Source organism: Microbulbifer aestuariivivens (assembly GCF_039545115.1).
GTDB classification, from domain to species: domain Bacteria; phylum Pseudomonadota; class Gammaproteobacteria; order Pseudomonadales; family Cellvibrionaceae; genus Microbulbifer; species Microbulbifer aestuariivivens.
Genome location: NZ_BAABRT010000030.1, coordinates 1 through 12,054 on the forward strand (window position 1 = coordinate 1; position 12,054 = coordinate 12,054).

Genomic DNA, 12,054 nt, shown 5'->3' on the forward strand with positions numbered 1-12,054 from the left:
ACCCCCTTCGAGCCGGAGGCAGCGCAGCTGCCGGAGACCAGCGAGCGCAGCGAAGCTAATCCCATTGGCGGCCTTGCGTTGGCCCTGTCGATACTCTGTGAGAAGCCCGGCTATTGCCGGGCTTTTTTGTTTAATCGAGCCGTGTCGAGGGGGACTGGGATGAGAACCCTCTTCGAGCCGGAGGCAGCGCAGCTGCCGGAGACCAGCGAGCGTAGCGAAGCTAATCCCTTTGGCAGCCTTGCGTTGGCCCTGTCGATACTCTGTGAGAAGCCCGGCTATTGCCGGGCTTTTTTGTTTAATCGACGTGTGTCGAGGGGGACTAGGATGAGGACCCCCTTCGAGCCGGAGACCAGCGAGCGCAGCGAAGCTAACCCCTTGTGTCAGAAGCGCTCGTGCTTTACCGATGTGCATTGATTCAAAGCCCGACAATAGCCGGGCTTTTTTGTTGCCGGAAGATTAGTTTTAGGCTGATATATTCGGGGTTAGAAAATGTGCCAAGCGTCAAAATGTTACTCTGACCCCAATTATTCTAAAATGGCTAATATATATTGCGTATTTGGCCTGAATCAACAATGAATGGGGTCAGAGTAAAGTTATGCAAATAGTGGAATGCAGCTTTCAGCCAATGGATAACTTATGTCAAGGAGCAATTACCAGTAGAGCAAGTTGAGGCAAAGGCAATTCTGGAGGCCGCAATTTCAAACGATACAATTAAATGTGCAGTCGCAGGTATTGATCAGGTTACTGGTGAATTTAAATTCATCATGGTTGATCCTGGATGGGTTGCGAATTTTCATGCAAAATTTTGTCAAAAATACGTTATGAGAGGTTGGAATTTTGAAGACTCCTAATTTAATTGATGGTTTAAAGCATATAGAGACGAGTCTTAGGCCAGAAAAGATTGATATGTGTCTAGAAAGTTATACGCGGCTCAGAAAAGAGGGAAAAGGCAAAGAGGATTCCCCGTTACTGTTTTTACACTCATTATATTCGGCCAAGACGTTGTATTCCTGGTTTCATGATGGTGATCTCCAGCAAGCAAAAAAATATGCATATATAGCAGGCAGGTTGAGGGTAATCTATTCCCGGTATAACCCTCTTCGTGTTGGAGACTGTGCAGACAGTTATTTGTTTTATCCTTTATTATCTGACTCTAGGGAGTTGATTCATTGGGAAAAGCAGTACTTTGTACCGCTTGTTGGTGATAATCGTAAAAATCCATCCTACCTCAATGTTAATAGTTATGATTTCCGTAGTTTGCAATTTCGTTTGGCTTTGGCTGGAAGTTGGGATCTCTTGGTTCCGCGAGCGGAGAAGTTTCTTGGTGAGCCCCATAGAAAATTTAAATCATATACTGTTGAGAATGAATTTTACTTGGCATTAGCCTCCCAGGACGAAGAAGCTATGCGCAATGTTTTTTTGACGCTTACATCGCCAAGGTATATGCAAATGCGTAATCGTGAGCCGCAGTGGGGGTATGAGAAGAGGCTTGTTGCTGCGCATAGTTTTATGTTAATTAAGCTGGCTAGAATTCACGGCTTTGATATCGCTGTAGATACGCCTTGGATCCCTAATGAGTGGCTGCTGGAAAAGCCATTAAAAAATTACATTTTCCCTATCGATTGCCTTCAGGAATTCAATATTTTCGATAAATTTGATTCTCGCAATTCATGCCTAGATCTTCCTAAATTAACTCCTCGTCCACTAGGAGAGCCGCCGTTAACATTTGCAGAGGCTGTTCGTCTCTCAAGAAATGAAAGTGGCTAATATATATTGCAACGGTAAATGGGGTCAGAGGGTAAATGGGGTCAGAGTAAAATTATGACGCTTAATTTCCTTTAGCCCCGCTTTAACCATCAGCAACCGCAACCGAACAAGCCAAGCTTCCAGTATTGTCCGCCACTACTTTCACCTGTTTATTATTTATTCCCTAGCCTTCCGCATTTCCGCTCTCGATCTTGTAGGGGAAGGGGCTTTAGCCGCTGCACTCTGTGCTCCACTTCTCTGCTCATTTTCAGTATCCACGCTTGCCGGGGCGCAGGCGCGACCCGCTCCTTGGTGTGCGGTCGGTTGCGGCTTGCCGGCCACTGTTTGACCGGTGCTGTGTTGCGGGTTTCACAAGGTGCTCTGAGGACATCGAGGCAGTGGAATTAAAAAGTGTGACCTGGTTCTAATAACGCGCTGATTCTCAGAGTTTCCCCTGTACTCTTGTTGCAAATTGTTGTGGAATTATACGCCAGGCAGTACGTGGATGGCTTCGAGGGAGTGATCGCCAGCAAGCGCAGACCATACTGCCCATCCGGTTCCGCCGGCGGCCGCACAAGGGCCCAGGATGTATCGCGGGACCGGGATAAAAAGTACTCGATTGCCGGCATGGATTCACCGCAATCCTTACGAAATATCTGCTAACGCTGATTGTAAGGAAACCAATTCCGTGCGTTACAAACCACCCCATCACTCCCGCCTGGCCGGTTTCACTCTGCTGGAACTGCTCGTCACTATAGCCATCGCATCCATCCTGCTGTCCACGGGAGTTCCAAGCTTCCGCAATTTTTTCGACACCCTGGCCGTAAAGGGGGCCGGTGAGCAGGTTTACTCCCATATCCAGCAGGCCCGCTCCGAGGCCATCAGTCGCAAGCAGCCGATCGGTGTGCACTTTTCCGCTAACGGTAGCAGTACCTGGGCCTACGGCCTCAGCGATCTCAATACCGGCAACAGCAGCTGCGACCCCGCGCTCACCGATCCCGCCGAGGCCCAGGCCTGCACCCTGGTGATTGATGACGGCGATGGCACCGTGCATGGCGCGAACGGTGCCACCGATGCCGGCGACAAGGTACTGAAGCGCTTTACCAGCGCGGCCCATGATGGCGTTCGCATGTCGCTGGCGAATTTCACCCATGCCAGCGGCATACCCAAGATCGTGTTCGAGCCGGTGCGCGGCACCGCTATGGACAGTGCCGGCGGTGACAGTACCGGCAACATCCTGCTTGTGTCCGAGGGCGGCCGCAAGCTGCTGGTCAAGGTCAGCATTCTGGGCCAGGTGCGTGTCTGTTCGCCGGACGGCAGTGTGAGTGGCTACCGGGATGCCGCTCCCGCAGACGATACGGATTGCTGATATGAGACTTCGTAAGCAGCGCGGCCTGACCCTGGTGGAGCTGATGATATCGCTGACGGTGGGGTTGGTCGTTATCGGCGCAGGCTCCACCGTTTATGTCACTACCGCCGTCAAGAGCGGCTCGGCCATCGCCTCCAGCCGCCTGAACCAGGAGCTGATGACGCTGATGAGTATCATGGTGCTGGATATCCGGCGTGCGGGTTATTGGGCCGATGCGGCCGTCAATCCCACCCAGAATCCCTTCAGCGAGCCGGACGTCACCGCCCTGGCCGTGCGCCCCTCTATCGCCGATCCGGTGGCCGCAGCCACCAGTGGCCAGTGCATTTTGTTTGCCTACGATGCCGACGATGACGGGATACTCGATAACGACAACCTGTTCGGTTTCCGCCTCAATAATGGCGTGGTGCAGATGCGCCGTAACGGCGATGTGGTCGCCAATGCCCGCCATGACCACTGCAACGATGCCGAGGATAACTGGCAGGATGTCACCGATGGCAATCTGTTTACGGTGACCGACCTGACGTTTGATAGCTCTCCCTCCCAATGCCTGAATATGCGTGAGCCCGATGGCGTCGACAGTGACGGCGATGGCACGGTCGACAATCAGGAGGAAGAGGATTGCTACCAGCTGCCCCTGCCGGCGGCTGGCAGTGGCGATATCACCGTGGAAACCCGGGAAGTCGTCGTCAACATTGCCGCACAGCTGACCGATGACCCGGATGTGCGGGTCCAGGTGGCCCAGTCGGTACGGGTACGCAACGACCTGTTGAGGGAGCGGTAATGGACAAGCATAGCGGTAGCCTGCCCTCTATTGGCCAGCAGCGGGGGGGTTCCACCCTGATATTCGCGGTACTGATTCTGGCTCTGACAGCCATCGTTACCCTGTCCACCTTTAATTTCGTGCGCCAGGAACTGCTGCTGTCCAACAACGAGAGCCGGGCCAAGCAGGCGTTCGAGGCCGCCGAGGCGGGGATCGCCGAAGCCATCGCCTACCTGGGGGATGGTCCAGACCGCGATGAAGACGGGGTGGTAGACCCGGTGTTTGATACCAACGGCGATGACCTGGGTGACTCCTCCACGGCGCCTGTGGGCCCCGGCAGTGTGCTGGTCACCACGGTTCAGGATGGGCGGATAATCACGGTGACCGCCACCGGCTACAGTGACGATCGCTCGTCCACGGCGGTGATCAGCCAGAAGCTGGCCCTTGCCGACCCGCTGCCGAACGACCCGGCCAACCCCATGATCTCTCGCGGGCAAGTGGTGATCACGGGCTCGGCCACGGTGCACAACCAGGAGGGCTACAGCACCCTCTGGAGTGGCGGTAACATCGAGCTGGGCTCCAACAACAGTACCGCCACCTATGTCCCCGATATGGGTGATCCCGGTTACCCGTTGTGCATGGATACCCCCATGACCTGCAATACCGTGGCCACCTCCAACAAGGTAACGGTGGGCCTCGATGTGATCGAGAACGATGCCAGCCTCGGCAACCTCACTGCCGACGAGATGTTCGAGAACTTCTTCGGCATGACGCCGCAGGCCTACCGCAACTCCGGGCTGGTCACTATCGAGACCACTGGCGCAGACGCCAATGCCGATGTGCAGGAAGCAACCCACGAGGTGATCTGGGTGGAGGGCGATGTGGCTTTCACCAATAACACCACCACCGGCTGTGAGGTGGCGGTATCCGGCAACAAGTTCTGCCCGCCTGCCAACCTGAAGCCATCGATCCTCATCGTCAACGGTGACGCCTCGTTTAGCGGCACACCCAACTTCAATGGCGTGGTGTATGTGACTGGCGATGTCATGCTGTCTGGCAATACCACCGTGGTGGGCTCGTTACTGATTGCCGGCGACCTGAGCAGCTCCGGCGGCGGCAGCCTGGATGTCTGGTTCAATTCCCAGGTGCTGGCAGACCTGCAGAATGCCGGCGTGCGGGTGGGCATGGCCGGAACCTGGAAAGATTTTTAATTCACACTGCGGACATGAAAATGGAAAGTGCAATGGCTCATTCACGGCAGGTAGGAAAGGCTCCCCGGCAGCAGCGGGGTATTGGTCTGATCGAGGTCCTGATTGCCATGTTTGTGCTGGCGTTTGGCGTGCTGGCGCTGAGCAAGATGCAGGGGGAGTTCTTTGGCGAGAGCGCTGCCAGTAAGGCCAGGTCCGAGGCACTGGCGATTGCCCAGGGGCGCCTGGAAGACATGCGCAACTATATGCACGAGGCCGACACGCTGGCCGAGTTCAATGCCCTTTATCCCGCCGCCGCAGGCCTGAATCAGGCCACTATCAATGGCGTCAATGCCAGCTTCAGCCGCAGTGAAAATATCAGCGCGGCGGCCGGCGATGATATCCGCAGGGTCGAAGTGGAAGTGCAGTGGCAGGACCAGGCCGGCGAAACGCAGAGTGTCTCCCTGAACACGGAAATCAGCTTTGTGCCCCCGGGCGCCCCCGGGGCGCTGGCAGCCGTAAAGGACGAGTTCAAGATCCGCGCTCCCACCGGCCGCGCCGAACTGGGGAAAGGCAGGGTGCCCGAAGGGGCGTCCACCACCTCGAATGGTGACGGCACCGCCATGTATCTCATCAATGGCGACCGCAACCTGGTGTTAGGGGACAAGATTGTCCTTACCCTGCGGGATGCCTGTAACTCGGCCACTGGCAGCTGTACGGACTTTGTCGAGATCCATGGCAAGGTGTATGTAGACCTCAGTACCCAGAGGAACCTGCCACCGGAAGATGTCTATGTGCACGCATCTGACGCCGCGTTCTGTTCCCGCTACTACATCGATTCCCAGGGCAACTCTGTTGCGATCGACGCAAACTCCAACCTGTCGGGTAACCCGGACCTGCTCACCGACAAGGGCGACTATGCGGTGTTCAACTACACCTGTTATCTGGGCGGCGGCTGGCACGGTAATATCGGCTTGCTGTTGCCCGGCGGACTGGGACAGGGGGACAAGATTTGCCAGGGCGACCCGGCTTCCACCAATGGCTGGGAAGAGCCGGTGATTGCCGCCCGCCGCGCCTATCGCGGCATGCTGTACCAGAAGGACAGCTTTGACGAGCCCATCACCGATGGCGAAGGGGACATCATTTATTCGTCTTATGGCATCGCTGACGGCGTGGTGTTGCCCGACCCGGATTCCGGTGACCACACCCACGACTTTGTTATCTCCTCGATGTCCACCGCCAAGACTGAAGGCAGCCACTGTATTACCGAGGGCATCATGATCCGCGCCGATGCCAACATCGGCGGCGTTGACGGCGACCTGTTCAGGGGTAACCCGGACGACTTCGTGTGCCTGAATGATGGCAACCTGGATACCTACAATACCGACATCCACGGCCACTACAGCACCTGCCCCTACGATCCCACCGATCCCCCGGTAGAGCGCCATATTATCAGTGGGGTGGTTGAAGTCGCCTTGAACATTTTCAGTGGATTCGACAGCAGTATCCTCGACTCGGTAGTGGTAGATACCTCCGACGGCCCGGGCAACTGCCGCCTGGGTGGCTTCAGCGATCAGGGTGACACTTACACCGCCAGCTACCAGTGTGACGGTTACGACTGGGGTTCCGGCTGGACCGGCAATATTTTTGTGACTGCCACCGATAATGAGGACAAGCTCTCCTGTACGCCCAACCCGCAGGGATACGAAGGGATCGGCGCTGATACCGCTGGCAAGAACTTTGACTGTAGCCCGGGGAGATTCGCCGTGATCTTCGGCCAGGTGGACACCATCAACTTCAGGAAAGTCCTGTCGAAGGTGCAGATCAGTGCCGGCTCCTGCCGCCTGAACGTAGATGGCCTGTCCTACATCTGTATCTCCGATGCCTACAATCCGGACTGGGACGGCACCGTCACCTTCACCGCCGCCGACGGTGTCATCTGCCCGGCCACCGGAACCGGTTCCAGTGGCTCGCTGGTGCTGGATAGCAGCGGCGTGGCAACTGCCACAGGCATCACCAGCAAGAACCAGTTGAACATTAATATCCGCAACAGCTTAAAGCAGTGCCCCTGATCGGAGGCTGCCTGTTACATTGCCGTCGCGTTTTGGCGGCGGCAATGATGAGCGGGTTGTGAAATGGTTACCCAAGGCCAGAGGGTAGGAAAATGAGTAAGAACAGTCGTGGCTTTACACTCATTGAGTTGCTGATCACCATTGTGATCGTGACGATACTGGCATCCATTGCGATACCTTCATACCAGCAATCGGTGACCAAGAGCCGACGGGCAGATGGCATCTCCGCGCTGTTGCGCCTGCAGCTGGAGCAGGAAAAATTCCGGGCCAACTGCCGCTTCTACGCCGGCGCCCTTGGCAATGCCAACAGCTGCGGAACGGATGCGGCCAACAGCACCCTGGCCTTCAGCACCACCAGCGAGGCAGGCTACTACACCATTGCCATCACCGCCGCGGCGGGCAATGGCTACACCATCACCGCCGATCCGACCGGCGCCCAGGCTGGCGACACCACCTGCGACCCGCTGAGCTATACCCACCCCGCTGGCACCAAGTCGCCAGCCGGCTGCTGGGACTAGCACGGCCTCTCTTGCCGGGGCCATTCCCCTGCCCGAGGCAAGCGAGTGCAGCGAAGCTAATCCCCGGTTTCGATTTCATGCATAGCTTGTTGGTTATTGGGATTTCATTCACGAAAAAATGATCCACCGGGTTTCCCAATGCTGTTCGGCCTTTAAATCCAGACGCACACCTTAATAGAGGCTCTTATAGGAGCCAGCTTTCCCAGCCAAACAAAACCGGTCGTTATTGGCGCAGTGGCAAAAAAGTGACCAGTAGCGCGCTGGGAAACCATTCGTCACGACTGTGATCCAGCCGAAGTGCTCTGAATGCAAGAATACTGTAAGGAAATCATGGGGTTACAGGGGCATCCATCTTTCCAGGATAGTCGTCGCAGCGACCGATATCCCCGGTGGCGTAATGCCGTGTAATTTGCTGAAGCCTTGACCAGCCGGGGCTTTCAGAGCATTCTGGCGGGAAATCTATTTTGAGATATGCGTCGCTGGGATATCAGTCCTGACGACTACGATATAAATGTTATGTTGCCGGGCGGTAAAAATTATCGTTGGTGCCTGCAGGTAATTTTTCGAACTGTTTTAGCGTCTGGTATCTGGCAGAATTGGTACAGCACATCCAAACAGTTGCGTTCCTAGAGTGTTCGTTCTGCTTCGGTGAGGAAAGGTAGTCCGCAGCAGTACCGTGGAGTGCCAGTAAGTGAATAAATGGGTGGGGAGAAGTGCGGTATTCTTCCCTCGTAATATTGGGGTGTGGCCAGCCAAGCCGTGGCTGGCAGCGTGCCGGTAGCGGGTGTCCAGTGCGGCACCTATAACCAAGCTAGGCAGGTTCGCCCAGCCGGTGGCTGGGCTGGACAGCCTACGCTGCGCTCCGGCTGCCCCTGCTAGCGGCGTTAGCTCGCTAGAAAACTATCAACCAATGGAAGCAGTATGGATTTTGAAAAAAAAGAAAAAGAGCTTATTGATGAATTTATGAGCTATGCGTTCTCTGGAGACGTTAAGGCTTCTGCCTTAAAAGACGAGGACGCGCTAATTGCACAAATTTTAGAGACGGTACTTTCTCAGTTTAAACGGAAGAAATATGTTTTGGGGCAGGCTCTCGATTTCACAATGCTCGCTCAGAAGCTATCAAATCATGACATTGAATTGAAAGAATTTACTCCTAATCTAACCATCGATGAGATATTTGAAAGGTATGGGCTTGTAGAATCTCGAGGCGATACAGCTGCCAATACGTTGACTTTAAGGTATTCGCAATACGAGTACGGAATTCGAAAGATTGAAGAAAGTGTTGCCAATTTATTCCATGCAATGGATAGAAGTGATTACCCAAGCGCCTATGTTTATAACACAGGGCAATGGAAAAAATTTCAAGACCTAATGCTGTTGTGTTTTCAGCTTTCTGAATCTGCAAAGTTCAAGGTATGTTATGAATTGATTAACTTTGGTCTGTTAACTATGCCAAAGAACAGTTTCTATATTCGAGAAGTGCCTCGGGTTCGAATATTTGAATCAGTCCTTAAAAACTACGAACGAGGAGTGAAAGGTGAGAATGGCGGCTTAGTATTTCAAGCTTTAGCGTATGGATTTCTTAGTTCTGATAGACCTCACCTTTCTATTGTTGCTGATAAAGTTAGGACAGGGTCCTCAAGGCAAAAGCGTTTTGGAGACATTGATTGTTATTTTGGAATGGACTTGGAGTTATCAGTTGAAGTTAAAGATTTTGAAATAACGGTTAAAAACTTTGACAAAGAGCTAGGTGAGTTTTGCCGAAATTGCAAAGGGAATAATATTGTTGGAATAGCGTTCGTGCGAGAAATAACAAGTGAGGCTGCTGAGCTTGTTGTACAGCATGGCGTACAAATCATTACACAAGATATCGCTATATCTCTTGCCGCATATTGGGACTGGAAAAAGCAAGATACGGCTTTGCAAGGTACGCTCCACTACATTTCTCATATTGAACAAAATCCGAGTGCTGTTGAAAGACTTCTGAAATTTATCAACGAAATCGACAATTCTCATGATTCTTTGGTGTATCTAAAAAAATAACCGGGAACCCGGTTATTTTTTTAGCGCATGAAGCTTTGATATAGCACCTAGTGAAAGGTCGAAATAGTCTTTGTATCGCTCCAAACCAATCGCAGAGTAACCCACAGCTTCGGCAGCAGCAACGGTAGAGCCTGATCCCATAAATGGATCTAGAACGATACCTTCGCCAAGCGGAAGGCTAGCTCGAACAATCTGTCTCATAAATGATTGCGGCTTCAAGCTAGGGTGGCTTGCTATTGCTTTTTCATCTGCAGGTGTTCGTTCGCTTTGGATCACATCCAGAAATGGCTTATCTTCCGAAATACGCCTTAGGGCCCCTGTTTTATGCTCCCGAAGACATTCTGCTACTGTCATCTTCTTAGGTAGTGGCTTTCTGAAAATGCCCCAAGGCTCGAAATTTCCTCTAGGAAGACTGCATACTTCTGGAAATTCGGTTTCGAAATTTTTAGGTCTATCCCCGCCTCTAAATGTTGAGACCAAACGAATAACGTTCCCTCGGTATTCTAGACCACCTTCAATAATTGCATCGAACATTAGTTGCGACAAGAAGCTATTGCTAGCCACAAAAATATGAGCCCCCGGAACACAGGCTCTAGTAACAAGTTTTGACCATTCAACAAAAAATCGGTGTAGTCTCTGTCGTTCTTTATCATTAAGGGCAGTAAATCTAGGTAAGGGACTCCTATTGCTTCCATCAAATGCAGGCGGAATCCGCCAAATCCCACCATTTCCATCGTTACGCTTTTCTATCTGGTCAAAGTCGTACTCTTTAACACCATATGGTGGGTCAGTTACTACCGCATGGATGCTATCTTTAGGACATAGGCTTAGCCACTCCATACAGTCTGCATGAACAAGTAGACTGCTTCTAAAGTGTTCATAGCCGTAGTCGAAAGTAAATGTTGTATCGTCGATCTTAGTGTTTGGCTCCGGATTGACGGGAGCTAATTCTAACTCAGCTTGATTAAGGTTCATTTAACGGGCCTCCCTGCTTTCAACTCTTCTGGGCGTTGCTCAAACTCACCGTTATTGTCCTTTTCAAGAAGACGTAGCTTTTCTTCGATTGCTGATTCTATACTTGATGAAATAGTAATACCGGGCGTCCAGTAGACCGCGTTTTTCAGACGATTCATCACATCGGATGAGATTTGTACGGTAACTCGTTGTTTATCTGCCATTGATGCCTGCACTTTATTCTGGTAAAACCATAAATACTGGTATTTGTGGCATTTATAGCATGAATGAGCTAACAAGGCAAAGCAGTCGGACGGATTTAAGCTGGTCTCCGCTCTGCTACGCCCAACTTAAATCCGCCGCTGTTTGCGGCGTTATGTTGCCGGTCGGTAAAATTATTGTCAGTGCCTACGTGTAATTTTTCGCTGTGGTTTAGCGTCCAGTATTGAGCAGCATGGCAATTCCTGGCTTGAGTAGTTTCCCTCCTAGAGCGTCCTCTCGGGTTCGGTAGAGGTGGCTACTCCACTGCAGTATCGTGGAGTGCCAATAAGTTAATAATCTGGTGGGGGAGGTGCGGTATTCTTCCCTCGTAATATCGGGCGGCGGCCAGCCAGTCCGTGGCTGGCAAAGTGCCAGTAGTTGGCCCAGAGCGCGTCAGCCATAACCAAGCTAGGCAGGATCGCCCAGCCGGTGGCTGGGCTGGACAGCCTACGCTGCGCTTTGGCTGCCCCTGCTAGCGGCGTTATGTTGCCGGGCAGTAAAAAATATTGTCTGTGCCGGTGTACAACTCTGGCCACTAATTTAGCCTCCACTATCAATAAGTCTTAGTGAGGTCCATTCCAGTAGTTTCGCTCTTAGAGCGTTCTCTCTGGATCAGTAGAGGTGGCTACTCCACACCAGTATCGTGGAGTGCCAATAAGTTAATGATTTGGTGGGGAAAGTACGGTTTTCTTCCCTCGTAATATCGGGCGGTGGCCAGCCAATCCGTGGCTGGCAAAGTGCCAGTAGTTGGTCCTGAGTGCGTCAGCCATAACCAAGCTAGGCAGGCTCGCCCAGCCGGTGGCTGGGCTGGACAGCCTACGCTGCGCTCCGGCTGCCCCTGCTAGCGGCGTTATGTGTAAATAGGAATAGATATGGATTTTGATATTGAAGTAGAACTTGACGGTAAAGTTTATGAGGGAAGCTATATTTCTGGTGGAAATATGGTTACCGTTTTCTTTGAAGGAGAGTCCAGATCTACTCAAATTGATGGCGCAGCCGGTAATATTGAAGCTCTAGGGAAGCTCTGAACAACTCATAAATTTCCACGCAGCTCTCCGAAGCCTCTATTTATTGGCTTCTGGGGTGGAAACCCCCTGTGTATTCCTCTGTTTTCCGTCCGGAATTTGCTTTTCAGCAAACTCCA

General features: G+C 52.6%; 11 protein-coding genes. 9 read left to right on the forward strand and 2 right to left on the reverse strand.

Annotated elements, in window-relative coordinates; all coding sequences use genetic code 11:
* The 8 genes from ABEA58_RS13840 to ABEA58_RS13875 all read left to right on the forward strand — a co-directional run.
* A partial coding sequence (locus tag ABEA58_RS13840) for a hypothetical protein (RefSeq protein ID WP_345552427.1) occupies positions 1–414 on the forward strand: 414 nt, incomplete at its 5' end.
* A gap of 423 nt (positions 415–837) precedes the next feature.
* Positions 838–1,767: a hypothetical protein gene (locus ABEA58_RS13845; protein WP_345552429.1), complete on the forward strand. Its 930-nt coding sequence runs from the start codon at positions 838–840 to the stop codon at positions 1,765–1,767.
* A 667-nt stretch (positions 1,768–2,434) separates the two neighbouring features.
* Entirely contained in the window at positions 2,435–3,115 is a 681-nt protein-coding gene (locus ABEA58_RS13850) for a GspH/FimT family pseudopilin (protein ID WP_345552431.1), read from the forward strand.
* Between the two features lies 1 nt (position 3,116).
* On the forward strand, positions 3,117–3,896 hold the full coding sequence (locus ABEA58_RS13855; protein ID WP_345552433.1) for a PilW family protein: 780 nt from the start codon (positions 3,117–3,119) through the stop codon (positions 3,894–3,896).
* A complete protein-coding gene (locus tag ABEA58_RS13860; RefSeq protein WP_345552435.1) occupies positions 3,896–5,086 on the forward strand; it encodes a PilX N-terminal domain-containing pilus assembly protein in 1,191 nt (396 codons plus the stop codon). Before ABEA58_RS13855 ends, ABEA58_RS13860 begins: the two co-directional genes overlap by 1 nt.
* A 32-nt stretch (positions 5,087–5,118) precedes the next feature.
* A complete protein-coding gene (locus ABEA58_RS13865) occupies positions 5,119–7,134 on the forward strand; it encodes a prepilin-type N-terminal cleavage/methylation domain-containing protein (protein WP_345552437.1) in 2,016 nt (671 codons plus the stop codon).
* A 92-nt stretch (positions 7,135–7,226) separates the two neighbouring features.
* Positions 7,227–7,652 (forward strand): type IV pilin protein, encoded by a 426-nt coding sequence (locus ABEA58_RS13870; protein ID WP_345552439.1) that lies wholly within the window; start codon positions 7,227–7,229, stop codon positions 7,650–7,652.
* 921 nt (positions 7,653–8,573) lie between these two features.
* Entirely contained in the window at positions 8,574–9,695 is a 1,122-nt protein-coding gene (locus tag ABEA58_RS13875) for a hypothetical protein (RefSeq protein WP_345552440.1), read from the forward strand.
* Positions 9,696–9,707: 12 nt separating this feature from the next.
* Here the strand turns inward: ABEA58_RS13875 and ABEA58_RS13880 are convergent, their stop codons facing one another.
* Positions 9,708–10,670 (reverse strand): DNA-methyltransferase, encoded by a 963-nt coding sequence (locus ABEA58_RS13880; RefSeq protein WP_345552442.1) that lies wholly within the window; start codon positions 10,668–10,670, stop codon positions 9,708–9,710.
* On the reverse strand, positions 10,667–10,873 hold the full coding sequence (locus ABEA58_RS13885; RefSeq protein ID WP_345552444.1) for a hypothetical protein: 207 nt from the start codon (positions 10,871–10,873) through the stop codon (positions 10,667–10,669). The genes ABEA58_RS13880 and ABEA58_RS13885 overlap by 4 nt, the downstream gene beginning before the upstream one ends.
* 909 nt (positions 10,874–11,782) lie before the next feature.
* Here ABEA58_RS13885 and ABEA58_RS13890 point away from each other — a divergent pair.
* Positions 11,783–11,938, forward strand: coding sequence for a hypothetical protein (locus tag ABEA58_RS13890; protein WP_345552446.1), 156 nt, complete (start codon positions 11,783–11,785; stop codon positions 11,936–11,938).
* Positions 11,939–12,054: the final 116 nt, after the last annotated feature.